The sequence below is a fragment of the Burkholderia sp. BCC1640 genome, from assembly GCF_902833125.1.
Classification (GTDB): Bacteria; Pseudomonadota; Gammaproteobacteria; order Burkholderiales; family Burkholderiaceae; genus Burkholderia; species Burkholderia diffusa.
Genome location: NZ_CADFEF010000003.1, coordinates 218,554 through 243,068, shown reverse-complemented (window position 1 = coordinate 243,068; position 24,515 = coordinate 218,554). Strand labels below are relative to the sequence as shown.

Annotated in this window: 30 protein-coding genes and 1 tRNA gene; 6 read left to right on the top strand and 25 right to left on the bottom strand. The window is 66.1% G+C overall.

Translation table 11 applies throughout. From position 1 onward, the window contains the following. Positions 1–21: 21 nt before the first annotated feature. Together HWX25_RS05505 and waaA are read left to right on the top strand one after the other, a co-directional pair. Positions 22–906: a Kdo hydroxylase family protein gene (locus HWX25_RS05505; RefSeq protein WP_059605588.1), complete on the top strand. Its 885-nt coding sequence runs from the start codon at positions 22–24 to the stop codon at positions 904–906. A 37-nt stretch (positions 907–943) separates the two neighbouring features. Continuing rightward, a complete protein-coding gene (waaA, locus tag HWX25_RS05500; protein WP_175907551.1) occupies positions 944–2,302 on the top strand; it encodes a lipid IV(A) 3-deoxy-D-manno-octulosonic acid transferase in 1,359 nt (452 codons plus the stop codon). A 675-nt stretch (positions 2,303–2,977) separates the two neighbouring features. Here the strand turns inward: waaA and HWX25_RS05495 are convergent. The 19 genes from HWX25_RS05495 to hemN all read right to left on the bottom strand — a co-directional run bounded on the left by HWX25_RS05495 (position 2,978) and on the right by hemN (position 19,165). Further along, positions 2,978–3,262, bottom strand: coding sequence for a hypothetical protein (locus HWX25_RS05495; protein ID WP_175907550.1), 285 nt, complete (start codon positions 3,260–3,262; stop codon positions 2,978–2,980). Then, a complete protein-coding gene (locus tag HWX25_RS05490) occupies positions 3,243–3,761 on the bottom strand; it encodes a DUF2778 domain-containing protein (protein WP_175907549.1) in 519 nt (172 codons plus the stop codon). Before HWX25_RS05490 ends, HWX25_RS05495 begins: the two co-directional genes overlap by 20 nt. 13 nt (positions 3,762–3,774) lie before the next feature. After that, the gene (gene tssD, locus HWX25_RS05485) at positions 3,775–4,260 is read right to left on the bottom strand and encodes a type VI secretion system tube protein TssD (protein WP_175907548.1); all 486 of its coding nucleotides are present in this window, start codon (positions 4,258–4,260) and stop codon (positions 3,775–3,777) included. A 139-nt stretch (positions 4,261–4,399) separates the two neighbouring features. Then, the gene (ureG, locus tag HWX25_RS05480; RefSeq protein WP_175907547.1) at positions 4,400–5,047 is read right to left on the bottom strand and encodes an urease accessory protein UreG; all 648 of its coding nucleotides are present in this window, start codon (positions 5,045–5,047) and stop codon (positions 4,400–4,402) included. Positions 5,048–5,061: 14 nt separating this feature from the next. Then, complete coding sequence (locus tag HWX25_RS05475) at positions 5,062–5,742, bottom strand: urease accessory UreF family protein (protein WP_059820177.1); 681 nt, start codon at positions 5,740–5,742, stop codon at positions 5,062–5,064. Continuing rightward, positions 5,729–6,319 carry an urease accessory protein UreE gene (ureE, locus tag HWX25_RS05470; RefSeq protein ID WP_175907546.1) on the bottom strand — a complete coding sequence of 197 codons (591 nt, stop codon included), beginning with the start codon at positions 6,317–6,319 and terminating at the stop codon, positions 5,729–5,731. Before ureE ends, HWX25_RS05475 begins: the two co-directional genes overlap by 14 nt. An 18-nt stretch (positions 6,320–6,337) precedes the next feature. Continuing rightward, the gene (gene ureC / locus HWX25_RS05465) at positions 6,338–8,044 is read right to left on the bottom strand and encodes an urease subunit alpha (protein WP_059699397.1); all 1,707 of its coding nucleotides are present in this window, start codon (positions 8,042–8,044) and stop codon (positions 6,338–6,340) included. A gap of 28 nt (positions 8,045–8,072) precedes the next feature. Then, positions 8,073–8,378, bottom strand: coding sequence for an urease subunit beta (locus HWX25_RS05460; protein WP_175907545.1), 306 nt, complete (start codon positions 8,376–8,378; stop codon positions 8,073–8,075). A 14-nt stretch (positions 8,379–8,392) separates the two neighbouring features. Further along, complete coding sequence (gene ureA / locus HWX25_RS05455; RefSeq protein WP_006048588.1) at positions 8,393–8,695, bottom strand: urease subunit gamma; 303 nt, start codon at positions 8,693–8,695, stop codon at positions 8,393–8,395. A 235-nt stretch (positions 8,696–8,930) separates the two neighbouring features. Beyond that, complete coding sequence (locus HWX25_RS05450; RefSeq protein WP_059820180.1) at positions 8,931–9,806, bottom strand: urease accessory protein UreD; 876 nt, start codon at positions 9,804–9,806, stop codon at positions 8,931–8,933. 185 nt (positions 9,807–9,991) lie between these two features. Beyond that, positions 9,992–10,684, bottom strand: a complete 693-nt coding sequence (urtE, locus tag HWX25_RS05445) for an urea ABC transporter ATP-binding subunit UrtE (RefSeq protein WP_059820181.1) — start codon at positions 10,682–10,684, stop codon at positions 9,992–9,994. A 4-nt stretch (positions 10,685–10,688) separates the two neighbouring features. Next, entirely contained in the window at positions 10,689–11,546 is an 858-nt protein-coding gene (gene urtD, locus HWX25_RS05440; protein WP_059530295.1) for an urea ABC transporter ATP-binding protein UrtD, read from the bottom strand. After that, positions 11,543–12,727 carry an urea ABC transporter permease subunit UrtC gene (gene urtC, locus HWX25_RS05435; protein WP_175907544.1) on the bottom strand — a complete coding sequence of 395 codons (1,185 nt, stop codon included), beginning with the start codon at positions 12,725–12,727 and terminating at the stop codon, positions 11,543–11,545. The genes urtD and urtC overlap by 4 nt, the downstream gene beginning before the upstream one ends. Position 12,728: 1 nt before the next feature. Next, complete coding sequence (gene urtB / locus HWX25_RS05430; RefSeq protein ID WP_175907542.1) at positions 12,729–14,348, bottom strand: urea ABC transporter permease subunit UrtB; 1,620 nt, start codon at positions 14,346–14,348, stop codon at positions 12,729–12,731. Positions 14,349–14,488: 140 nt separating this feature from the next. Next, positions 14,489–15,796: an urea ABC transporter substrate-binding protein gene (urtA, locus tag HWX25_RS05425; RefSeq protein ID WP_059699402.1), complete on the bottom strand. Its 1,308-nt coding sequence runs from the start codon at positions 15,794–15,796 to the stop codon at positions 14,489–14,491. Positions 15,797–16,344: 548 nt separating this feature from the next. After that, the gene (locus HWX25_RS05420) at positions 16,345–16,668 is read right to left on the bottom strand and encodes a rhodanese-like domain-containing protein (protein WP_059820185.1); all 324 of its coding nucleotides are present in this window, start codon (positions 16,666–16,668) and stop codon (positions 16,345–16,347) included. A gap of 14 nt (positions 16,669–16,682) precedes the next feature. Then, positions 16,683–17,339 carry a protein-L-isoaspartate O-methyltransferase gene (locus HWX25_RS05415; RefSeq protein WP_059530282.1) on the bottom strand — a complete coding sequence of 219 codons (657 nt, stop codon included), beginning with the start codon at positions 17,337–17,339 and terminating at the stop codon, positions 16,683–16,685. Positions 17,340–17,443: 104 nt separating this feature from the next. Then, positions 17,444–17,701, bottom strand: a complete 258-nt coding sequence (locus tag HWX25_RS05410; RefSeq protein ID WP_059820186.1) for a hypothetical protein — start codon at positions 17,699–17,701, stop codon at positions 17,444–17,446. 72 nt (positions 17,702–17,773) lie between these two features. After that, complete coding sequence (hemN, locus tag HWX25_RS05405) at positions 17,774–19,165, bottom strand: oxygen-independent coproporphyrinogen III oxidase (protein ID WP_175907540.1); 1,392 nt, start codon at positions 19,163–19,165, stop codon at positions 17,774–17,776. A 171-nt stretch (positions 19,166–19,336) separates the two neighbouring features. On the opposite strand from hemN, the gene HWX25_RS05400 reads away from it, so the two are divergent. From HWX25_RS05400 to HWX25_RS05390, 3 genes are all read left to right on the top strand, one after another. Next, the gene (locus tag HWX25_RS05400; RefSeq protein WP_175907538.1) at positions 19,337–19,654 is read left to right on the top strand and encodes a YkgJ family cysteine cluster protein; all 318 of its coding nucleotides are present in this window, start codon (positions 19,337–19,339) and stop codon (positions 19,652–19,654) included. A 141-nt stretch (positions 19,655–19,795) separates the two neighbouring features. Next, positions 19,796–20,377 carry a DUF1439 domain-containing protein gene (locus HWX25_RS05395; RefSeq protein WP_059820188.1) on the top strand — a complete coding sequence of 194 codons (582 nt, stop codon included), beginning with the start codon at positions 19,796–19,798 and terminating at the stop codon, positions 20,375–20,377. A 77-nt stretch (positions 20,378–20,454) separates the two neighbouring features. Beyond that, the gene (locus HWX25_RS05390; protein ID WP_059820189.1) at positions 20,455–21,285 is read left to right on the top strand and encodes an undecaprenyl-diphosphate phosphatase; all 831 of its coding nucleotides are present in this window, start codon (positions 20,455–20,457) and stop codon (positions 21,283–21,285) included. A gap of 89 nt (positions 21,286–21,374) precedes the next feature. Here the strand turns inward: HWX25_RS05390 and trmB are convergent, their stop codons facing one another. Both trmB and HWX25_RS05380 read right to left on the bottom strand, forming a co-directional pair. Continuing rightward, positions 21,375–22,142 (bottom strand): tRNA (guanosine(46)-N7)-methyltransferase TrmB, encoded by a 768-nt coding sequence (trmB, locus tag HWX25_RS05385; RefSeq protein WP_175907536.1) that lies wholly within the window; start codon positions 22,140–22,142, stop codon positions 21,375–21,377. Between the two features lie 132 nt (positions 22,143–22,274). Beyond that, positions 22,275–22,349: transfer RNA gene (locus HWX25_RS05380), tRNA-Gly, on the bottom strand. A gap of 289 nt (positions 22,350–22,638) precedes the next feature. On the opposite strand from HWX25_RS05380, the gene HWX25_RS05375 reads away from it, so the two are divergent. Beyond that, positions 22,639–22,983: a cupin domain-containing protein gene (locus HWX25_RS05375; protein ID WP_059448122.1), complete on the top strand. Its 345-nt coding sequence runs from the start codon at positions 22,639–22,641 to the stop codon at positions 22,981–22,983. Between the two features lie 299 nt (positions 22,984–23,282). Here the strand turns inward: HWX25_RS05375 and HWX25_RS05370 are convergent, their stop codons facing one another. From HWX25_RS05370 to HWX25_RS05355, 4 genes are read right to left on the bottom strand one after another with little or no spacing between them, the layout of a single operon-like run. Further along, positions 23,283–23,489: a hypothetical protein gene (locus tag HWX25_RS05370; protein WP_059530263.1), complete on the bottom strand. Its 207-nt coding sequence runs from the start codon at positions 23,487–23,489 to the stop codon at positions 23,283–23,285. A 9-nt stretch (positions 23,490–23,498) separates the two neighbouring features. Then, positions 23,499–23,711, bottom strand: a complete 213-nt coding sequence (gene rpsU / locus HWX25_RS05365; protein ID WP_059530260.1) for a 30S ribosomal protein S21 — start codon at positions 23,709–23,711, stop codon at positions 23,499–23,501. A gap of 34 nt (positions 23,712–23,745) precedes the next feature. Next, positions 23,746–23,955 carry a hypothetical protein gene (locus HWX25_RS05360; protein WP_175907534.1) on the bottom strand — a complete coding sequence of 70 codons (210 nt, stop codon included), beginning with the start codon at positions 23,953–23,955 and terminating at the stop codon, positions 23,746–23,748. 47 nt (positions 23,956–24,002) lie between these two features. Then, positions 24,003–24,287 (bottom strand): hypothetical protein, encoded by a 285-nt coding sequence (locus HWX25_RS05355; RefSeq protein ID WP_059820193.1) that lies wholly within the window; start codon positions 24,285–24,287, stop codon positions 24,003–24,005. Between the last annotated feature and the right edge of the window lie 228 nt (positions 24,288–24,515).

Genomic DNA, 24,515 nt, shown 5'->3' with positions numbered 1-24,515 from the left:
CGTCACGCACGCGAACCGATCATGAGCGAATCCCAGATCATCGAAGTCCCGTCCGCCGACTGGAGCGGACACAACCTGTCGGCGCCGCGCGAGCAGTTGCTCGCCGCAGTCGAGGAAGGCAAGGTGCTGTATTTCCCGCACCTGCGCTTCGCGATCGAAGGCGGCGAGGAAGCGCTGCTCGATCCGGCGCTCGCCGATCCGAAACGCAAGAACATCAGCCTTGCGCCGAACGGCGGTGCGCTCGCCGGCGTGCTCGGCGACAGCGTTACGCAGTCGGCCGTGCGCGCGCTGGTCGCGCGCTTCCAGCAGCAGGCCGGCACGCTCGTCGACGGCCTCTTTCCCGAATACCGCGGCAAGCTGCGCGTCGCGCCGACGAGCCTGCGGCTGATGCAGGTCGAGACGCGCCAGACCTCGTGGCGCAAGGACGACAGCCGGCTGCACGTCGACGCGTTCCCGTCGCGGCCGAACTACGGCGAGCGGATCCTGCGCGTGTTCACGAACGTGAACCCGGCCGGCCAGCCGCGCGTGTGGCGCGTCGGCGAGCCGTTCGAGGACGTCGCGAAGCGTTTCCTGCCGAAGATCCGGCCGCAGTTCCCGGGTTCGGCGTGGCTGCTGAACCTGCTGCACGTGACGAAGTCGCCGCGCAGCGCATACGACCACCTGATGCTGAACCTGCACGACAGCATGAAGGCCGATCTCGACTACCAGAAGACCTGCCCGCAGCAGACGATGCCGTTTCCGCCGGGCAGCGTGTGGATATGTTTCTCGGACCAGACTTCGCACGCTGTGATGTCCGGCCAGTTCATGCTCGAGCAGACCTTCTTCCTGCCGGTCGACGCGATGGTGCGTCGCGAATGTGCACCGCTCGGGATTCTCGAGCGCCTGCAGGGCAGGGCGCTGGTTTGAGCGCGCACCGCATCCTTCACGGTTTCGGAGCCCGCGCATGCTGAGGGCGATCTATCGCGCGCTGTGGTGGCTCGTCGCGCCGATCGCGGTCATCCGGCTCTATGTGCGTTCGCGCAAGGAGCGCGGCTATCGCGAGCATATCGGCGAGCGCTTCGGCCACGTCGCGGGCCGGTCGCCGGACGATCGCACGCCGCTGATCTGGGTGCATGCGGTGTCGGTCGGCGAGACGCGCGCCGCGCAGCCGCTGATCGACGCGCTGATGCATGCGCGTCCCGACGCGCGCATTCTGCTCACGCACATGACGCCGAGCGGTCGCGCGACCGGCGAGCAGATCTTCGGCGATCGCGTGCTGCGCTGCTATCTGCCGTACGACATGCCGGGCGCGGTGCGGCGCTTCCTGCGCGCATGGCGGCCGACGCTCGGCCTCGTGATGGAAACCGAGGTGTGGCCGACGCTGATCGACGAGTGCCGCCGTGCGGACGTGCCGCTCGTGCTGACCAACGCGCGGATGTCCGCGCGCTCGCATCGACGTGCGGCGAAGTTCGGCGCGGCGACGCGCGACGTGTTCGGCGGTTTCTCGCGCGTGCTTGCACAGAGCCCGGCCGACGCGGAGCGGCTGACGTCGCTCGGCGCACGCAACGTGACCGTGCTCGGCAACCTGAAGTTCGACATGACGACGCCGCCTGAGCTGGCGGCGCGTGGCCATGCATGGCGCGACGCGATCGGCACGCGGCCGGTGTGGGTCGCCGCCAGCACGCGCGAGAACGAGGAGGCGCTGGTGCTGCAGGCGTTCGCCGCGATGAAGACGCCCGGCGCGCTCCTCATTCTTGTGCCGCGTCATCCGCAGCGCTTCGCCGAAGTCGAGGCGCTCGTCGAGCGCAACGGGTTCAAGTGTGTGCGGCGTTCAGTGTGGGGTGCGGACACGGCGGCGCTCGCCGCGGGTCGGCCCGCCGCGGCCGAACCGTTGCCGGCCGACGTGACGGTGCTGCTCGGCGATTCGATGGGTGAGCTCGGCGCGTACTATGCGGCCGCCGACGTCGCGTTCATCGGCGGCAGCTTGCTTCCGCTCGGCGGGCAGAACCTGATCGAGGCCTGCGCGGTCGGCGTGCCGGTGCTGATCGGGCCGCACGTGTTCAACTTCACGCAGGCGACCGCCGATGCGGTCGCGGCCGGTGCGGCGATGCAGGTCGCGGATCCGCTCGATCTCGCGCACGTGCTCGACGCGCTGTTCGCCGACAAGGCACGGCGCATCGCGATGGGCGCGGCCGGTGCCGCGTTCGCGTCGCGCCATCGCGGCGCGACGGCGCGCTCGGTCGACGTGCTCGCGGCGCTGCTGCCGCCGGTGGAGAACGGCGGGCGTGCGATGCAGGATGGGCGGGACGCCCAAGGCGACTAAGTGTAGCGATTTGCATTCGAGCGCGTCGCGCTCGAATGCGCTGCAACGGGTTGAAGGTCGACCGTTGTATCCAACGAACTTTGAGACGGGTAAGGGCGCGGCTTTGTTTCTGGTGCGGTCATCCTTGGTCGCTATTTTCCAACATGCTTTTTTCGGTGGTGTCGCCACAGCCGCATAATCGCTACATAAGCGAGCACTGTCGCGATCAGTTCGATAGTTGCCCACACCACGAAATACAAATCTTTGGGGTCGCGAATACCTAACGCTTGTGATGTGTACAACCACGTGCGCATCTTGTTTTCTGTCCATTCATAGGAATGTGGTCGGACATAACGAAGCGATAGAGCGAGCAGTTCGATAAATGTCGAGATTTTGACAGGCCTGCGGATCCGGTTACTCCAAGGCATTATTTCCCGACATGTTTTTTCTCGCAATAGTGTCTCCGTAGCTTCCTGATCGCCATATACGAAAACGTTGCCACGATAAGGTTAGTCAGCAGGAAGAGCGGAATGTATAAATCATCGGGATCGCGAATGCCAAGTCGATTTGCAGCGCGTAGCCAAGCGAGCGCTTGGCTTTCTGACATTGTCACAGGATATATGTGGACAAACGGTACGGAGAGGCGGAATAGGTCGACGAACAGCGCGACCTTAAATATTCGACGGACGAGAGTGATCATTCTCGGGCGTTATTTCTCAACGCGGCGTTCTTGCTGCGATTATGCTTCCATAGCTTCGTGATTGTCATATATGCAAGCGTTGCTGCAAGCAGATCAAGAATCAGCATCACCAGGATATAGGCATCATCTGCTTCGTGCAGACCAAGGCTTTGCGCGATGCTCAACCATCTAAGTGCTACGCTTTCCGGCATCGCCCCATTTCGACCAATACAGCGCACGGATAGAAGAAACAAGCCGATAAACAGCGTGATTTTGAAAAATCTACGGGCAAGTATTGCCATACGCGACGACCTCAATTGTTCCGTATGCATCAAGCCCTGAATTGCCAGCTGCAATTTTGTTTGTGGTCAAAAGTGCTGTTCGGATTCTCAGAAAATCCGTACGGCTCGGCAGAGTAATGCAGCCTAGCGAAATCCCATCGCCACCCGTCGGATGCAGCCGAAACTGACCGCGCTGGAGACCGTTGATCCAAGTAAAATCGTCGATTAAGCTGTCGCTCCGATATAGTGCAAACCATTCGGAATGGTAAGACGGTCTGCCCTTTAAGGCGTTATATGCGTCCTTGATCGAGGTCCAAGCTCGAGACCCGACACCGCCTGTAGGACGATCGACGATCCAGTATTTACCAGCAGGAATCGGACCGTTGTCGGGTACCGCCGTACAGCCCCCTCGATTCCGATAGATGCCGTGGCCAGAGAACGCATCGAACGTACCCAGGCCATCGATGGTAAGGGGCGACAAAAAGTCGTTATTCACCAGAAATCTACCGGTATAAGCCATTGACCACCTCCGCTTATCCGATGTCATTCCATGAATCTGTGTATTTGACATTGCCGTCGAGATAATGCCAGGTGATGCGTTCATACATCATCGAGACGGCTTCCAGATGATTGAGCGCGGACACCTGCGACAGTTTGGTATTCGCCATGCCGGGGTTGATGCCGCGGACTTTGACGCCTTCGAGCAGCATCACGAAATACGCTTCTTCCCTTCCTGCATCGTTGATGCGATACCACTTGATTTCAGCCGATTGCAGCGTTTGTCCCGTCGCCACGGCCTTGTAGAGATACGGTGTCGCAGCGTCGAATTCCTTTTCGAACGCAACCGGTGAATGTGTACGCTTGCCGGTAATCTTGCCGTTGGCGCCATCGACCGGCAGATTCACACCGTGGCCGAAACTGATGATTTCAATGCTGCCTTCACGGTCCTGGACGGTTGACGAGCCTCTGATCTCTGCGCCGCCATCATCCTTGAGCCACATATGCGCGGGAATCGGCATTTCGAAATCCTTACAGATAAATGTAAGGAATCGATCCTAGCCAGGTGCAACTGAATGCACAATGTCGCCAAGGGACCTTTCGGCAGCGCACGCGCCGCTGTGCACGCAAAGGCCATGCAGTGCCGGCCCGGACACTTATTCAAACCGTCAACAACCCCTTCTTCTCGATGAACGCGACGACATCCGCGACGCCTTCAAGCGCCTTCAGGTTCGTCATCACGTAAGGCCGCTCGCCGCGCATCTTCTTCGTGTCCGACGCCATCACGTCGAGGTTCGCGCCGACGAGCGGTGCAAGGTCCGTCTTGTTGATCACGAGCAGGTCGGACTTCGTGATGCCGGGGCCGCCCTTGCGCGGAATCTTCTCGCCGCCCGCGACGTCGATCACGTAGATCGTCAGGTCCGACAGCTCGGGGCTGAACGTCGCCGCGAGATTGTCGCCACCCGATTCGATGAACACGATGTCGGCGTCGGGAAAGCGCGACAGCATTCGGTCGACGGCCTCGAGGTTGATCGACGCATCCTCGCGGATCGCCGTATGCGGGCAGCCACCCGTCTCGACGCCCATGATGCGTTCCTCGGGCAGCGCGCCCGCGACCGTCAGCAGGCGCTGGTCTTCTTTCGTGTAGATGTCGTTCGTGATCGCGACGAGGTCGTAGCGCTCGCGCATCGCCTTGCACAGCATTTCGAGCAGCGTGGTCTTGCCGGAGCCGACCGGGCCGCCGATGCCGACGCGCAGCGGCGGCAGTTTCTTGGTGCGGCGAGCGGAGGAGAGAGCGGGTGCGTTCATGGCGTGGGTGGGATTCAGGAGCGGAACAACCGCGAATACTGGGTTTCGTGCCGCGCGGACAGGATGCCGAGCTGCGGCGCGAACGTGTTGATGGCGTCGGGCGGCGTCGCGAGCGCGCGGCGCACGGCCGCGTCGATCGCGCCGCGCAGCGCGACGATGATGCGCTGGCCGGCGAGCTGGCCGAGCGGCACGGCTTTCAGCGCGGCCGACGTCTGGTTCTCGACCCAGCCGAATGCGTAGGCGGCGAGCGTCGCGTCGGCGCCGGCATCGTGCGCGGCGGCCGCGTAGGCGAACGCCGTCGGCAGCGCGATCGGCGAGATCGACGCGAGCGTCGCGCGGCGCGCGGCATCGCCCCATTCGAGCGACGCGCAGAGTTGCGCGAGCGACCAGCCCATCTGCTCGGTTTCGCGGCGCAGCTCCGACGATTCGCGGCTCGCGACGAACCACGCATTCTCGCGTGTGAGCGCATCGGCGTCGTGCGCGTGCCAGCGCGCGAGCTGGTGCGCGAGGAACGGCAGCTCGCCGTGCGCGAGCACGTCGGTCAGTCCGCTCGCGATCCAGTCGCGCGCGGTGTCGGCGTCACGGATCAGGTTCGCGTCGAGTGCGGCTTCGAGTCCCTGCGAATAGCTGAACGCGCCGATCGGCAGCGCGGGCGACGCGAGATGCAGCAGCGCGACGAGCTCAGTGGTGGTCATGACCGTGGTGGCCGTGCGCGCAGCCCGGACCATGCTGATGATCGTGATCGTGCGAGTGGCCGTGATGTTCGCCGAATACCTGCTGCGCGAGTGCGTAATCCTCGGCGAACGTCGCGTCGTGTCCGTGCTTGTGGCCGCCGCCGTATGCGCCGGCTTCCGGCTGGAACGGTGCGCTGGTTTCTTCGACCTGCGTGCCGAGCCGGCGCAGCATGTCCGCGAGCACCGGATCGGCTTCGAGCTTCAGGTAGCCGTCGCCGATCTCGACCGGCGTGTGACGATTGCCGAGGTGATACGCGGCGCGCATCAGCGTAAGCGGATCGGCCGCACGCACGAGCAGCACGGTCTCGGGCGCCGCGGCGACGCGCACGAGCGCGCCGTCGTCGGCGACGAGCACGTCGCCGTCGCGCAGCACGGTGCCGCGCGGCAGCAGGACCGCAACGTCCTCGCCGGTGTCGAGCGTCGCCGCGAGGCGGCTCTTGCAGCGGGCGTCATAGGCGAGCGTGAGCGTCGGCGCGCGCGCGACGAGCGACGCGGCGAGCTTCACGTTCGGGGCAATGCGTTTGTCGAGGGTGCGCATGGAACGAAAAACCGGAAATCAGAACAGGAAATAGCGCTGCGCCATCGGCAGCACCGTCGCCGGCTCGCAGGTGAGCAGCTGGCCGTCGGCGATCACGTCGTAGGTTTCGGGATCGACGCTGATCGACGGGCGCCATGCGTTGTGGATCATGTCGGCCTTCGTCACGTTGCGGCAGTTGCGCACGGGCACGACGCGTTTCGCGAGCCCGTAGCGTTCGGCGATGCCCGCATCGGCGGCCATCTGCGACACGAAGGTCAGCGACGTGCGCGCGAGCGCACCGCCGCGCGTGGCGAACATCTCGCGGTAGTGGACGGGCTGCGGCGTCGGAATCGACGCGTTCGGATCGCCCATCTGCGCCATGGCGATCATCCCGCCTTTCAGGATCATCGACGGCTTGATCCCGAAGAATGCGGGCTCCCACAACACGAGGTCGGCCCACTTGCCGGGTTCGATCGAACCGACTTCGTGCGCGATGCCGTGCGTGAGCGCCGGGTTGATCGTGTACTTCGCGACGTAGCGTTTCGCGCGGAAGTTGTCGTTGCGTGCGCCGTCCTCGGGCAGCGCGCCGCGCTGCACCTTCATCTTGTGCGCGGTCTGCCAGGTGCGGATGATCACTTCGCCAACGCGACCCATCGCCTGCGAGTCGGACGACAGCATCGACAGCGCGCCGAGATCGTGCAGGATGTCCTCGGCCGCGATCGTCTCTCGGCGGATCCGCGATTCGGCGAACGCGAGATCCTCGGCGATCGACGGATCGAGGTGGTGGCACACCATCAGCATGTCGAGATGTTCGTCGAGCGTGTTGATCGTGTACGGGCGCGTCGGGTTGGTCGACGACGGCAGCACGTTCGCCTCGCCGCACACCTTCAGGATGTCGGGCGCGTGGCCGCCGCCCGCGCCTTCGGTGTGGTACGTGTGGATCGTGCGGCCCTTGAACGCGGCGACCGTCGATTCGACGAAGCCGCCTTCGTTCAGCGTGTCGGTGTGGATCGCGACCTGGGTGTCGGTGTCGTCGGCGACCGACAGGCAGTTGTCGATCGCGGCGGGCGTCGTGCCCCAGTCTTCATGCAGCTTCAGGCCGATCGCGCCGGCCGCGATCTGCTCGACGAGCGGCTGCGGCAGGCTCGCATTGCCCTTGCCGAGGAAGCCGAGGTTGATCGGCCAGCCGTCGGCGGCCTGCAGCATCCGCTCCATGTGCCACGGGCCCGGCGTGCAGGTCGTCGCGTTGGTGCCGGTGGCCGGCCCCGTGCCGCCGCCGAGCATCGTCGTGACGCCCGAGGCGAGCGCCTCGTCGATCTGCTGCGGGCTGATGAAGTGGATGTGCGTGTCGATGCCGCCGGCCGTCACGATCAGCCCTTCGCCGGCGATCACTTCGGTCGCCGCGCCGATCGCGATCGTCACGCCCGGCTGGATGTCCGGGTTTCCCGCCTTGCCGATCGCGGCGATGCGGCCGTGCTTGATCGCGATGTCGGCCTTCACGATGCCCCAGTGATCGAGAATCACCGCATTCGTGATGATCGTGTCGGGCACGTCGGCGGCCACCCGCTGCGATTGGCCCATCCCGTCGCGGATCACCTTCCCGCCGCCGAATTTCACTTCCTCGCCGTAGGTCGTGAAGTCGCGTTCGATCTCGATCAGCAGTTCGGTATCGGCGAGCCGCACGCGGTCGCCCGTCGTCGGCCCGAACATTTCCGCGTATGCGCGGCGGCTCAAGCGTAGTGTCATGTGCTGTTCCTGAAGAGCGGGGCGCGGCTTACAGCGGCCCCATCACCTTGCCCTGAAAACCGTAGACGGCGCGTTCGCCGGCCAGCTCGACGAGCTCGAAGGTGCGCGTCTGGCCCGGCTCGAAGCGCACGGCCGTGCCGGCGGCGATGTTGAGCCGGAAGCCGCGCGCGGCGGCGCGGTCGAAGGACAGCGCGTCGTTGACTTCGAAGAAGTGGTAATGCGAGCCGACCTGCACCGGGCGGTCGCCGGTATTCGCGACGACGAGCGAGACCGTCGCGCGGCCCGCGTTCAGTTCGTGCTCGCCGTCGTCGGTGAGGATTTCGCCGGGGATCATGCGTGCTACCTCGGTCACGGAATCGGGTGGTGGACGGTGACGAGCTTGGTGCCGTCGGGGAAGGTCGCCTCGACCTGGATGTCGGGAATCATCTCCGGCACGCCTTCCATCACGTCGTCGCGCGTGAGCAGCGTCGTGCCGTAGTGCATCACCTCGGCGACGGTCTTGCCGTCGCGCGCGGCTTCCATCAGCGCGGCGGTGATGAACGCGACCGCTTCCGGATAGTTGAGCTTCAGCCCGCGCGCGCGGCGGCGCTCGGCCAGCAGCGCCGCCGTGAAGATCAGCAGCTTGTCCTTTTCTCGGGGAGTCAGTTTCATGAAGGCAGTCGTTCAGGAAAACGTAATTTTTATCGGTGCGCGGGGTTCCAGCCGGGGCGCGGGTCATCGTAGCACCGCGCCGTTTTTCGTGCGTCGTGTAGCCGTTATGTAAGCAGCAAGGTGCGTGCCATGTCGATGGAACGGGCTTCGATGCGCGATCGTGGTGCGCGATGCATGAATCGTGGGCAGGGTGGGCGGCGCGGCTGCGCCGAAACGGTGCGTGCGGGCCGCGCGCTCAGGTCTGCCAGAGGCGCAGCGGCCGCGCGTCGACGCCGTGCACGAGCGGCCGCAGGTAAAGCCAGCAGTCGGCGAAGTGACGCTGCAACGCTTCCATCGACGTCGATACCGCGCGCACCAGCACGACGCCCGGCGTCACGCAGGTCGCGCCCGCGCGCAGTGCGTCGTCGAACGGCATCCGCGCGGCGAGCGCTTCGGCGAGCGCGGCATCGCACGCGGCGCCGGCCGCCCACAGCGTGCCGTACACGGGAAAGCCGCCGAGGCCCTGCAGCGCGCCGCGCAGCGGATCGTGCGCGTCGAGCAGCGCGCGCTCGGTCCATAGCGGCCGTCCGTCGGCATCGACGAGTGCCGAACCCGACGCAATGCGGCCGGCCGACCACGTTTCGCCGGCCGCCTGACGGCCGAGCTGCGTCGCGTCCCAGCCGATCGCGCTCGCGCCGGCGCCGAGCGTCACCGTGAAGTCGAGCGCGGCGTGGGCCGCGTCGAAGAACAGGTTGTTCTGCGGGAGCCAGTCGAGCTTCGCGTGCTCGCCGACCGTGATGCCGATGCGCTGCGTCGCGTCGAGGCCGTTCGACTTGTACCACTTGGTCGCGCCGGGTGTCGTCAGCACCGCGTGCGTGCCGTCGCCGAGCGTGATGTCGATGTCGAGCCGGTCGCCGCCCGCGACGCCGCCCGGCGGGTGAACGATGACCGCGTGGCAGATCGCGTCGCCTTCCGGATACAGCGGCCGCTGGACGCGCAGCGGGCCGTCGTGCAGCCGGTGGACGAGCGTCGTGCGCGCGCCGTGCCGCTCGAAACCGAGTTCGAGACGGCCGCGCCACGACTTGGCGACGGCGGGGCGGGACAGCGGGGCGTGGGAATCGAGGGCGGACATCGGCGGGAAGCTGGAGACGGGCGCGGTGATCGGAGATGCTACCGCAACACTATACGCTTGGGTGTTCGGGATGCCGAACGAGGCGACGGGGAGGGGCGGCGGCGCGGCGGCGATGCCGACGTTCGCCCGACATGCGTCGATCGCCGGCACCTCGCGGCAACGTCATCGCGTGCCGCATTCCTCGGCTACACCGCGATCAGCTCGCGCACGCCGTTGGTTTCCATGTCGCGCGCCTCGCCACCCGCGATGACCTCGCCGCGGCTCATCACCCAGTAATGGTCCGCGATCGAGCGCGCGAAGTCGTAATACTGCTCGACGAGCAGCACGGTCATTTTAGATTCGTCGACGAGCTGGCGCAGCGTGCGGCCGATGTCCTGGATGATCGACGGCTGGATGCCCTCGGTCGGCTCGTCGAGGATCAGCAGTTGCGGCTCGCTCATCAGCGCGCGGCCGATCGCGAGCTGCTGCTGCTGGCCGCCCGACAGGTCGCCGCCGCGCCGTGCGCGCATGTCCTTCAGCACCGGGAACAGGTCGTAGATGCGGTCGGGCACTTTCGACGGCGCCTTGCGGCTCGCCGCGCCGACGAGCAGATTCTCCTCGACGGTGAGGCGCGGAAAGATGTCGCGGCCCTGCGGCACGTACGCGAGGCCGGCCGCGACGCGCGCATACGGCGGCAATGCACCGAGCGCCGTGCCGCGCCACGACACGCTGCCGCTCTTCGCGGCGACGACGCCCATCAGGCAGCGCAGCAGCGTGCTCTTGCCGACGCCGTTGCGGCCGAGCAGCACGGTGAGCTTGCCGTCGTCGGCGGCCAGCGTGACGTTGCGCAGGATATGGCTGCCGCCGTAATACTGGTTCAGTGCATCGATCTTCAGCATTGGATTACCGTCCGAGGTAGGACTCGATCACCGCGTCGTCGCGCTTGACCTGGTCGAGCGTGCCTTGCGCGAGCACCGCGCCTTCGGCCATCACCGTCACGCGGCCCGTGTCGCCCGCGAGCGCCGCGACGAACTCCATGTCGTGCTCGACGACCATCATCGAGCAGGTGCCGCGCAGCGTGTTCAGCAGCTTCGCGAGTTCCATCGTCTCGTGGTCGGTCATTCCGGCGGCCGGCTCGTCGAGCAGCAGCAGAGCCGGGCGCTGCATTAGCAGCATGCCGATCTCGAGCCGCTGCTTCTGCCCGTGCGACAGCTCGCCGGCCGCGCGATACGCGTCGCTTTCGAGGCCGATCAGCGCGAGCGTCTCCTCGATCTTCGCCTGCGCGGCGCGATCGAGCCGCGCGCGCAGCGACGCGAGCCAGCCCTTGTCGGTCTGCATCGCCAGTTCGAGGTTTTCCCACACCGGATGCTGTTCGAACACGGTCGGCTTCTGGAACTTGCGGCCGATCCCCGCACGCGCGATCTCGGGTTCGTTCATCCGCGCGAGGTCGATGGTCTGGCCGAGAAACACCTTGCCCGCATCGGGGCGCGTCTTGCCGGTGATCACGTCCATCATCGTCGTCTTGCCAGCACCGTTCGGGCCGATCACGCAGCGCAGTTCGCCCGCGTCGATCGCGAGCGACAGCTTGTTCAGCGCGCGAAAGCCGTCGAAGCTCACCTCGATGTCCTCGAGGTAGAGGATCGTGCCGTGCGACGTGTCGATGCCGGGCGGCACCACGCGGCCCATCGATGCGGTGCCGCTGACGGTCAGCAGCTCGTCCTCGGCCGGTGGCGTGAACTGGTAGAGGGCCGTGCCGTTCATGCGCGTTTCCCCTTTGCGAGCAGCGTATCGACGAGCCCCATGATGCCGCGCGGCAGCAAGAGCGGCACGAGCACGAAGATCAGCCCGAGAAAGAACAGCCAGTACTCGGCGAAGTAAGCGGTAAAGAGGCTCTTCGCGCCGTTCACCGCGAACGCGCCGACGATCGGCCCGATCAGCGTGCCGCGCCCGCCCACCGCGACCCAGATCGCCATTTCGATCGAGTTGCCGGGCGACATCTCGCCGGGGTTGATGATGCCGACCTGTGGCACGTACAACGCGCCTGCGATTCCGCACAGCACGGCCGACAGCGTCCATACGAACAGCTTGTACGCGAGCGGGCTGTAGCCGAGGAACATCAGCCGCGTCTCGCCGTCGCGCACCGCGGTGACCACGCGCCCGAGCTTGCTGGTGACGATCGCGCGCGCGGCGATGAACGCGAGCACGAGCGTCGCGAAAGTCAGCAGCAACAGCACAGTGCGCGTGCCGGGCGACGTGACCGAAAACCCTGCGATGCGCTTGAAGTCGGTGAAGCCGTTGTTGCCGCCGAAACCCGTCTCGTTGCGAAAGAACAGCAGCATCGCGGCAAACGTCAGCGCCTGCGTGATGATCGACAGGTACACGCCCTTCACGCGCGAGCGGAACGTGAAGAAGCCGAACACCCATGCGAGCACGGCCGGCACGAGCACGACCAGTGCGAGCGCCCAGGCGAGATGCTGAGTGCCGCTCCAGTACCAGGGCAGCTGATGCCAGTCGAGGAACACCATGAAGTCGGGCAGGTCGCTGCCGTACTTGCCGTCGCGGCCGATCTCGCGCATCAGGTACATGCCGATCGCATAACCACCGAGCGCGAAGAAGAGGCCATGGCCGAGGCTCAGGATTCCGCAGTAACCCCACACGAGATCGAGCGCGAGCGCGGCGATCGCGTAGCACATCAGCTTGCCGGTGAGCGTCATCGCGTACGCGGACAAATGGAACGCGCTCGACTCGGGCGCGACCAGCGCGGCGAGCGGCACGCCGATGCCGATCGCGATGCACAGCGCGACGAGCGCGAGCCACGCGCGGCGCGACAGCAGCGCGGGGCGGGGCGGCAGGCCGAGCGCGAAACCGTCTGCGCGCGCGGAGGCAGCGGGCTTCGGCGCGTCGGCGATCGGGTTCGACAACGAATCGGTGATTGAAGTCATGTCAGGCCTCCGCGCTGCGTCCCTTCGGGGCGAACATGCCCTGCGGACGTTTCTGGATGAACAGCACGATCATCACGAGCACCGCGATCTTCGCGAGCACGGCGCCCCAGAACGGCTCGATCGCCTTGCTGACGAGGCCGAGCCCGAAGCCGCCGAGCACGGTGCCGGCGATCTGGCCGACGCCGCCGAGCACGACCGCCATGAACGAATCGATGATGTAGTTTTGCCCGAGGTCCGGGCCCACATTGCCGATCTGCGACAGCGCGCAGCCGCCGAGGCCCGCGATGCCCGCGCCGAACGCGAACGCATACGCGTCGACGCGCGCGGTCTTCACGCCGACGCACGCGGCCATCCGGCGGTTCTGCGTGACCGCGCGCACGAACAGGCCGAGCCGCGTCTTCGTCAGCACGCCCCAGGCGACGCACACGACCGCGAGCGCGAACGCGAGGATCGCGAGCCGGTTGTACGGCAGGATCAGGTTCTGCATCACGGTCACGCCGCCGCTCATCCACGACGGGTTCACGACCTGCACGTTCTGCGCGCCGAACAGCATGCGCGTCGCCTGGATCAGGATCAGGCTCACGCCGAAGGTCGCGAGCAGCGTCTCGAGCGGGCGGCCGTACAGGTGCCGCAGCACGAGCCGCTCCAGCACGATGCCGACCAGTGCGGCCGCCGCGAACGACACCGGCACCGCGACGAGCGGATACCAGTCGAATGCCGCCGGCGCATAGCGCTGGATCAGCGTCTGCACGACATAGGTTGCGTACGCACCGATCATCAGGAATTCGCCGTGCGCCATGTTGATCACGCCGATCAGCCCGTATGTGATCGCGAGGCCGAGCGCCGCGAGCAGCAGCACGCTGCCGAGCGACAGGCCCGCGAACACGGTGCCCGCGATCTCGCCGCGGCGCTGCAGCGCGTGCAATGCGTCGAGCCCTTGCTGCGCGGCTTCGCGCACGCGTGCGTCGGGCTCGGCGAAACTGCCGTCCGCGTTCTTCGCGACGAGCGGACGCAACTGTTCGATCATGTCGAGGTCGCGGCGCGCGGCCACCACCTGCACGGCTTCGAGACGCTTTGCCGGATCGGCATCGTGCAGCGCGGCGATCGCCCATAGCGCGTCGAGGCGGCGCTTCAACGCCGGATCGGTTTCCTTCGCGCGGGCGCGATCGATCATCGGCTTGAGCGCCGGGTCGGGCGATTTCAGCAGCGCGTCGATCGCGTCGCGGCGCGCGGCGACGTCGGGCGAGGCGAGGGCGAGACCCGACAGCGCGCCGGCGATCTTCGTGCGCAGCAGGTTGTTCAGAAGCACGGGCTGCGCGTCGCCGGCCGGCGTCGCGGCCTGCGTGAGCGCGTCGTGCGCGGTGTCGCCGGTCTGGATCAGCAGGCGTCCGTCGCCGGTCGCGAGCGCGTCGCCGGTCGACAGCGCATTGAGCAACGCGACGGCGCGCGGATCGGCATCGGCGGCGAGATGGTCGATCGCGGTCGTCTTCGCGTCGAAGTCGTCGCCGGCGAGCGCGGCGGTATCGGCCGCCGTCAGGGCGAACGCGGCACGCGGCAGCGCGCCCGCCAGCGCGGCACAGGCGACGACCGTGACGGCGGCGCGGCGAAAGCGTGTAGGCATCGGGAAATCCTGTCGGGCGTGGGAAAGCGAATGCGTGCGGCGGTGCGCGAGCGCGTGCGGCGCGTTACCGCAATCGCGGCGAGTGCCTGCACCGGCCTGCGAACGGAGCGCCACGCCGGTGCGCGGCGCTCCGCATCGCATCAGGCGAGCGCCGCGCGCTGCCGGCGCAGGAACGCCGGAATCGAGCTGACGATGTCCGGCTTGCCCTGGTTGCCCGCGATGAACGGGCTCCACGGCTGCGCGCGCACGGCCGTCTTCGTCTTCCACACGACGTTGAACTGCCCGTCGCCGCGAATCTCGCCGATCATCACCGGCTTGTGCAGGTGATGGTTGCCGTCCATCGAGAGCGTGAAGCCCGACGGCGCGGCAACCGTCTGTCCGATCATCGCGACGCGCACCTTGTCGACGTCGGTGCTCTTCGCCTTCTCGACCGCCTGCTTCCACATGTGGATGCCGACGTAGGTCGCTTCCATCGGATCGTTGGTCACGCGCTTCGCGCCGCCCGGCAGGTTGTTCGCCTTCACCCACGCGGCGAACTGGTCCTTGAACTTCGTGTTCGTCGGGTTCTTCACCGACATGAAGTAGTTCCACGCGGCGAGATGGCCGACGAGCGGCTTCGTGTCGATCCCGCGCAGCTCTTCCTCGCCGACCGAGAACGCGACCACCGGCACGTCGGTCGCCTTGATCCCCTGGTTGCCGAGCTCCTTGTAGAACGGCACGTTCGAATCGCCGTTGATCGTCGAGATCACGGTCGTCTTGCCGCCCTGCGCGAAGTTCTTGATGTTCGCGACGATCGTCTGGTAATCGCTGTGGCCGAACGGTGTGTAGACCTCCTGAATGTCGGCGTCTTTCACGCCCTTCGATTTCAGGAACGCACGCAGGATCTTGTTGGTCGTGCGCGGATACACGTAGTCGGTGCCGAGCAGGAAGAAGCGCTTCGCGCCGCCGCCTTCCGCGCTCATCAGGTACTCGACGGCGGGGATCGCCTGCTGGTTCGGCGCGGCGCCCGTGTAGAACACGTTGCGCGACATTTCCTCGCCTTCATATTGCACCGGGTAGTAGAGCAGGCCGTTCAGTTCCTCGAACACCGGCAGCACCGACTTGCGCGACACCGACGTCCAGCAGCCGAACACGCACGCGACCTTGTCCTGCGTGAGCAGCTGGCGCGCCTTCTCGGCGAACAGCGGCCAGTTCGATGCGGGGTCGACGACCACGGGCTCGAGCTTGCGGCCCATCACGCCGCCGCTCTTGTTGATGTCGGCGATCGTCATCAGCGCCGTGTCCTTCAGCGACGTTTCGGAGATCGCCATCGTGCCCGACAGCGAATGCAGGATGCCGACCTTGATCGGACCCGTGCCCGCATCGGCCGCGTGCGCGAACGGACTCTTGCCCGCCAGCGCGAGTGCACCGGCCATCGAACCGAACTTCAGCAGACTGCGACGTTTCATCGAGTTCCCCTTGACGTGTTGGATAGGCGTGCGCCGTGTCGGCGCCGGCATCGGACTAACGCAAGGCATGTGCCAGTCGCACCGATGCACGCCGGGCGTGCCTGTGCGGGGTGGCGCGGGGCGTCGGTGTGGTGCGCGTGACGCGTCGTGCAGCATGCGCGATCCGTTGCGGTGCAGTCGCGCGGGCGCAAATGGTGCACGGCGCGCGCCCGGGTGCGAGCGCGAAGGTCACTTGTTTAGAGACGCGCGGAACGTGATCGATGCGGATGCATCCGGCCGCGTCGTGTTGGCGGCGCTGTACACGGCGTGGTCGTGAAGTGCGACGGGAAGGGCGAGGCGCTCCGCTCGACGGGGGGCCATGTTCGGGTGCCCGCCGCCGTTCGTCATCGAACGAACGCGGATGGGCGACGCGGTGAAGCAATCGAAGAAGGAGGAAGCAGAAACGCAAACGGGCGCGCCATGCGCGCCCGTTCGGCGGATCGGAGCGATCGGCCGCAACGGGCCGGTCGCCGTGGCGGCGCGCGATGCGCCGCCGGAAGGTCAGTCACTCAGTAACGCGGCACGGACGGATCGACGTCACGCGACCACGCGTCGATCCCGCCCTGCAGGTTGTACAGCTTCGTGAAGCCGCGCGATTCGAGGAACATCGCGACCTGGGCGCTGCGCATCCCGTGATGGCACACGCAGACGATTTCCGCTTCGTCGTCGAGCTCCTCGCTGCGCGCGGGGATCTGCTGCATCGGGATCGACATGCTGCCGGCGATCTGCGCGGTCGAGATTTCCCACGGCTCGCGCACGTCGAGCACGATCGGCGCGGGACGCGCCGGATCGCGAAGCCATTCCGCGAGCATCGCGGGCGTCAGGATCTGCATGGAAGCTCCGCCGCTCAGAACTTGAAGCGCGACGGTTCGATCGCGTTGACGAGGTGATTGACGTAGGTTTCGAACACGTCGGCGACACGGTACTGCTTGTCGTCGATGCGCGTGATGATTTGCGCCTTCATCACCGGACGGCCGCCGACGAACGCCGACAGGCGGCCGCCGATCTTCAGCTGTTCGAGCATCTGCTGCGGCACGACCGGCAGGCCGCCCGCGACGCAAATCACGTCGTACGGCGCCTTGTCGGGCCAGCCGAGCGAGCCGTCGCCGAGCACGACTTCCGCGTTCGTCACGCCGTCGTTGCGCAGGTTGTCCGCCGCAAACTTTGCGATGGTCGGATCGATATCGACAGCCGTCACGTGCTGTGCGCGATGCGCGAACAGCGCGGCCAGATAGCCCGAACCCGCGCCGATCACGAGCACGTTTTCGTGCTTCTTGACCGCCAGTTCCTGCAGCACGCGCGCTTCGACGCGCGGAAACAGCATCTTGCTGCTGCCGCCGGGCAGCGGCAACTCGAGGTCGGCGAACGCGAGATCGCGGTGTTCGGGCAACACGTAGTTTTCACGCTTGACGATCGCCAGCAGGCCCAGGACGTCCAGATCCAGCACGTCCCACGGCCGGATCTGTTGTTCGATCATGTTGAAACGCGCGTTTTCGATATTCATGGTGTGGTCACGCAGCCAGGTCGGCCATCAGCGGGGATAGAGAAACTTCGTGATTGTACCAAACGGGGCAGCGGCGAAGCCTTCAGACGGCCTGCAACAGACCTTTACCCCTTGCTCTTCTTGATCTGCGCCTCGAATGCGAGGTCGAGCTTGCTCGCCTTGCGCGGCTTTTTGGGGCCGAATTCGTCGACGAACCTGACGAATTCGTCGAGCGGCAGCGGCTCGCTGCGCTTCTCGGCAGAGCCGCCGGAGCGGTCGACCAGATAGAACAGGCCGCCCGCCATCGCGACGGCCGCGAATTGCGGGTTGCCGGAACGGGTCTTCAGGCGTTCGACCGCGTTGGTTGCTTTGGTGGTGCGCATCGTGCGGATTCTTGCAGGGGCGTTGAGCCCCTTACTTTATCAAACCGGCCGCCCGCATGCGGCCGTGCGGCGTCAGACGGTGCGCGAGTAGCGTTGCCGCGGCGTCTGGCCGAGGTAGGCGTCGAATGCCATTGCGATGTTGCGCACGACCATTCGGCCGGCGGGGTGGATCGTCAGGCGGTCGCCTGCGATGGTCAGCAACCCGTCCTGCTCGAACGCGCGCAGCGCGTCGAGCTCGCGTGCGAAGTGGTCGACGAAGCGGATCCCGTGCGCGGCCTCGATATGCGAGAACGGCAGTTCGAGGTTGCACATCAGCTGGGTGATCACGTCCCGGCGCAGCCGGTCGTCGGCCGTGAGCCGCACGCCGCGCGCGATCGGCAGCCGGCCCGCGTCGAGCGCGGCGCCATACGCCGGGAGGTCCTTCGCGTTCTGCGCGTAGACGTCGCCGACCTTGCCGATCGACGACACGCCGAAGCCGACCAGGTCCGTATCCGCGCGCGTGCTGTAGCCCTGGAAATTGCGCTGCAGCGTGCCGTTTCGCTGCGCACGCACGAGTTCGTCGGTCGGCCGCGCGAAGTGATCCATCCCGATGTATACGTAGCCGGCCTGCGTCAGCATGTCGATCGCGAGGCCGAGCAGCGCGACGCGCGTCGCGGGCGGCGGCAGCGTCGCGTCGTCGATCTGCCGCTGCATCTTGAACAGGTGCGGCATGTGCGCGTAGCCGAACACCGAGAGGCGGTCGGGCGCGAGTTCGATGATCGTCTCGAGCGTGCGCGCGAACACGGCGACCGTCTGGTGCGGCAGCCCGTAGATCAGGTCAACGCTGACCGAATGGAAGCCCGTCGTGCGTGCGGTCGACAGCAGGTCGGCCGTCATCGCGAGCGGCTGGATCCGGTTGATCGCCTGCTGCACGACCGGGTCGAAATCCTGCACGCCGAGGCTCAGCCGGTTGAAGCCGATGTTGCGCAGGTGCACGAGCGTCGCGGGCGTGACCGTGCGCGGGTCGATCTCGATCGAGAACTCCGCGTCGGTGTCCGGCGCGAGCGCGAAGTGTTCGCGGGTGGCCACCATCAGTTCGGCCGTTTCGTCGTCGGACAGGAAGGTCGGCGTGCCGCCGCCCCAGTGCAGCTGCGTGACCGGACGCGCGGGATCGAACAGCGCGGCCTGCAGCGCCAGCTCGCGCTTCAGTTGCTCGAGATACGGGCGCGCGCGGCGGCGGTTGTTGGTCGCGATCTTGTTGCAGCCGCAATAGAAGCAGGCCGTGTTGCAGAACGGGATGTGGAAGTACAGCGACAGGTCGCTCGACGACGCGCCGGGATCGCCCGCGGCGCGCACGTAGTCGGCCGGGTCGAAATCGTCGCGAAACTGCAGCGCGGTGGGGTAGGACGTATAGCGCGGCCCGTTCGCGCCGTACTTCGCGAGCAAATCGGGACGGAACAGGGTGTCGGCAGAACCGGAACTCATGATGGTCTCGCGCTTTTTAGATGCTTTCGAGTATATAAACGCGCGTTCCGGCGGCATTGTGTAATAACGTCGCAGCCGACGGTGGCACAATGCGCAGTGGGCTGCCGCACTGCTACGTCCGGTTGCCGCACCGTTTTTCGTTGTTCGTGAGAGAGCCGAGTGTCCGTCGAAATGCCTGTCCGTCCGGCGCCCGCCGATGTCCCGCCGCCGCATGCGTGCCGCGAACGGTGCGGCGCGTGCTGCATCGCACCGTCGATTTCCTCGCCGATTCCGGGGATGCCCGACGGCAAGCCGGCCGGCGTGCGCTGCGTGCAGCTCGGCGACGACCTGCGCTGCCGGATCTTCGGCCGGCCGGAGCGTCCCGCGTGCTGTTCGGGGCTGCAGCCGTCCGCCGAGATGTGCGGTGCGTCGCGCGACGACGCGCTCGCGTGGCTGACGCGCCTCGAGGTCGCGACGCAGCCGTCGCCCGGCGCCGGCGCGGCTCGCTGACGCATTGCCCGCGCTGCCGCCCACCGGCATGCGCATGGAACCGGTGACATGCGCCGAAGCACTAACTTCGGTCCCCGGCCCCGCTTGCGGCCGAGCCGGTAACCCGACTGCCGCTTCGCCCGATACAGGAGATTGTTCAGCATGACCGCATCTTGCACGCCCGGCCGGCGCCGCTTCCTCGCCGCCTGCGCCGGCGCCATCGGCGTGTCGGTATCGCTCGCCGCCTGCGCGTCGACGTTCCCGTTCATCCCCGATCACTACACGTTCTCGCGCGGCGACGTGCAGAAAGCCGTCGCGCGCAAGTTTCCGTACCAGAAGACGGTCGCGCAGGTCGTCGACGTGTCGCTCGCCAATCCGGCCGTCAACCTGCTGCCCGACCAGAACCGCGTCGCCGTGCAGCTCGACGCGCATTTCGCGAGTCCGTTCCTGCGCGAACCGGTGAGCGGCAAGTTCATCGTGTCGGGCCAGCTCGCTTACGACGCGCCGAGCCGCTCGGTCGTGCTGAAGGCGCCGGCCGTCGACAGCCTCGTGCTCGACGGCAACGCGCAGATGTACGCGCAACAGGTCGGCGCGGCCGCCGGCCTGCTCGCCACGCAGGTGCTGACCAACTACCCGATCTACACGTTCAAGCCCGAGCAGCTGCAATTTGCCGGCGTGAACTACGAACCCGGTACAATTACGATTCTTACAAACGGCATACGCGTGGCGATCGTCGAAAAGTGACGGCGCACCGCGCGCGGCCGGGCGGGCCGCGGCGGTGACGCGGCCTTTCTTTCGACTACTTCGGAGTTGGGCCTCGGATGGACTGGATCCTGATCTGCAAGGCATTGATCCTCGGCGTCGTCGAGGGGCTGACGGAATTCCTCCCGGTGTCGAGCACCGGCCACCTGATCGTCGCGGGCAGCTTCCTGAATTTCAACGATGCGCACGCGAAGACCTTCGACGTCGTGATCCAGTTCGGCGCGATCCTCGCGGTCTGCTGGGAATACCGGCAGCGGATCGTGTCCATCGTGACCGGGCTGCCGAGCCGGCCCGACGCGCGGCGCTTCACGCTGAACGTCGTGATCGCCACGATTCCCGCGATCGCGCTCGGCCTGCTGTTCGAGAAGAAGATCAAGGCCGTGCTGTTCTCGCCGGTGCCGGTCGCGTTCGCGCTCGTCGTCGGCGGCGCGATCATCCTGTGGGCCGAGGCGCGGCAGCGCGAACGCGGCGAGCCGCCGCGCGTGCAGTCGGTCGATGCGCTCACGCCGCTCGACGCGCTGAAAGTCGGCATCGCGCAATGTTTCGCGCTGGTGCCGGGCATGTCGCGTTCGGGGTCGACGATCATCGGCGGGATGCTGTTCGGCCTCGACCGGCGCGTTGCGACCGAATTCTCGTTCTTCCTCGCGATTCCGATCATCTTCGGCGCGACGCTTTATGAAACGGTCAAGGACTGGCAGGCGTTCACGGTCGATTCGCTCGGCCTGTTCGCGCTCGGGCTCGTGGCCGCGTTCGTCAGCGCGTTCGTGTGCGTGCGCTGGCTGCTGCGTTTCGTCGCGACGCACGACTTCACCGTGTTCGCGTGGTACCGGATCGCGTTCGGCCTGTTCGTGCTGCTGGTGGGTTACAGCGGGTGGCTGAACTGGGCGTGATGCCGGTGCGGGGGTGAGGGCGCATCCAATAGAAAACGGCCCGATCGGCAGCAGATGCCGGTCGGGCCGTTCGTCATTGCGCGCCGTGTTCAGTTGGCGCGTTTGCGGAACACCAGGTCCCACACGCCGTGGCCGAGCCGCAGCCCGCGCCGTTCGAACTTCGTGACGGGGCGGTAGTCGGGGCGCGGCGCGTAGTCGGCGGCCGTGTTTTCGAGCGTCGGTTCGGCGCCGAGCACTTCCAGCATCTGTTCCGCGTAGTTTTGCCAGTCGGTCGCGCAGTGCAGGTATGCACCGGGCTTCAGGCGCGATGCGAGATGCGCGACGAGCGGCGGCTGGATCAGCCGGCGCTTGTGGTGGCGCGCCTTGTGCCACGGATCCGGGAAGAAGATGTGCACGCCGTCGAGGCTTTCCGGCGCGAGCATGTGCTCGAGCACCTCGACCGCGTCGTGCTGGATGATGCGGATGTTCGGCAGGTCCTGCTCGCCGATCAGCTTCAGCAGCGCGCCGACACCCGGCTCGTGCACCTCGACGCCGAGGAAGTCGTCGCCCGGGCGGTGCGCGGCGATTTCCGCGGTCGATGCGCCCATCCCGAAACCGATCTCCAGGATACGCGGCGCGCGGCGGCCGAACACGGCGTCCCAGTCCGGGATTTCCGCCGCGTACGGAACGACGAAGCGCGGGCCGAGATCGTCGAGCGCGCGGCGCTGGCCGGTCGACACGCGGCCGGCGCGCGTCACGAAGCTGCGGATGCGGCGGCGGTGCAGCGGGTTGACTTCGTCGGCGCCGTCGGCGGCTTCGTCGGGAAGGGCGGCGTCGTCCGGCGGCAGGCCGGCTTCGTTCGGATCGTCGTGCATCATCGGTGACAGAGAAAGGCTCGGTTCGGGCGCGGGCCCGTCATGCGCAGCGGCGCTACCGGATGAACCGGCAGATGGTACAAAAAAGCCGCCTTCGACGAGGCGGCTCTTGCGCAGGCTGCGAGCAGCCGAAGGTGGAGCGGGCGATGGGAATCGAACCCACGTCATCAGCTTGGGAAGCTGAGGTAATGGCCATTATACGACGCCCGCAGAACGCGTAATTCTACAGGGTTTGGCCCGGATGTTGCAAGCGAGCCGTTTTTGGCCGCTGCGTCGAAGCCGGCATGGGCTCGGTGGTTGGCCGACGGATCGCCGGGAGCGGGAGTCAAGGATCGGCCCGAATCCGTCCGTCAACGCAAGGCCGACCGGAACACGACGCGCGCCCGCACGCAGGCCCGTGTCGAAAATAGACGAGTCGGTGTCGGACGCATACAAGCCCCGGTGACGCTTTCGAACTAACGTGACAGACCTCTTACCCGATCGTTAGTCTGGAGCCGACATGTCCGATTTCATCACCGTTCTGCGCAAAACCTGCCCGACCCCGGTCGTCGACGCGACCAAGTGGAAGCGCATCGGCGGCGATCCGCACACCGTGAACCTCAACGCCTACGTCTCGAAGGATGGCAGCAAGATCATGGGCACGTGGATCTGCACGCCGGGCAAGTTCGAGGTGAACTACGAGAAATGGGAGTACTGCCATTTCCTCGACGGCTATTGCATCATCACGCCGGAAGGCGAGGAACCGGTGCATCTGAAGGCCGGCGACGTGTTCGTCATCGAACCCGGCATGAAAGGGACGTGGGAAGTGGTGGAGACGGTACGCAAGTACTTCGTGTTTGCCTGAGCGGGCCCGTCGATTCGACTCGCGTACGAGCGTCGGTCGAATCGATGCGTTGAAACGCATTCCGGTTCGGAAACAACACGCCGAGCGTGATCGCACGCTCGGCCGGTTCCGCTATCCCGTCGGTCCGACCGATCGCGCCGACTGCCTGTCGCTTGCGAGAGCGGTGGTGATGGGAGAGTGCGGATCGAATCCGCAGGTTCGACGATGAGAAAGAAGCTCGACCAGTCCTGAGTCGGTCAGGCCGCTCGCATGCGCCGCACTGACCAGCACGACGCGATTCGACAACGTCGAGGCGGCGTTCAATGCTCGATGCTCAACGCTTTTTCGATCGCGGCAATCAATCTGAATGCATCGTCTCGGCCGATCAGGAGGCCGCGACTGGTGTACTCGCAGCCGAACGCGTAGAAGCTCGGCAGAAGCGTGATCGCGTCGTTCTGTCGATCGAAATCGACTTCGCATTTCGTCAATGGGAAGAACGGAGGATCCTCGACGGTCGGCTGGTACACGGCGTTCTCCTAGTAGAGCTTGCGAGGCGGCAGCATGCGTTTCGCGCGCAGGCGCTGTCTCGCGACGGCGCTGGCTTTCTTGCGCTTGCGCTCGGTGGTCGGCTTTTCATAGCTCGTGCGACCGCGCAACTCGCGGATCAGGCCCGTCTTCTCGATGTTTCGACGGAAGCGCCGGAGCGCGACATCGACAGGTTCGTCGGGCTTGAGGATGATCGTCGTCATGTAGGTCCTGTTTCAAGACATGCGTGGAGGAAAACTAGCCGAGTCGGGTCATGACGGCACTCGCGATCTCGTCGGATTCGAATTCCGAATATCCGGCGCTGATCGACAATGCGCGTACGGCAGCGAACATCTGGAACTCGGGTTGGTGACGCAACGCAGAACCGGCGAGGCCGTCGTTCGGGACCGCGTCGGTCCTGGAAATCTCGCGCCGTTCGATCAGGCGGAGGAGTTCATCGATGATCATTTCGTCATCCGAATCAGAGTGCCGCCGCGCTGCCGCGACAGGAAGCGTCAAGGGGAATCGGCGAAGAGCGGCTGCTCGCCGCGATTGCCGTCGATGATTTCCTCCGCGTAGCGTACGGACGCCCGGCGCGCTTCGCCCGCCGATTCGAACGGTGCGTTCTCGAGCAGCCGGAACGTTTCGCTGCGGGTCAGCGTGTCGGCGGTGCCGCGCAGGCAGATCTTAACGGCCGCGTCGAAGCCGCCGTCGTAGTTGTGCGGATTACCGTTCAGCGACGGAATGTGCGGGTAGATCAGTGGATAGATTTCGAAGCCACGATAGAGATGCATGCTCATGATGAACTCCTGGGTTCGGTCGCGACAAATCGCGTGGACGAACGCATCCGACCGGTATCGCCGCGGCGCGGCGTGACGGGTGGGGTGAAAAGGGCGGCAATGCGTGCGGGTAACGGCGCGACGCAGTGAGAGGGTAGACGGCGGGGCGAGCGGAGTGACGCGAGCTCGGACAAAATTCATCATACGCGCTTCGCGTCGGATGTCCATCTAATTCGCGGCCGTGCCGGT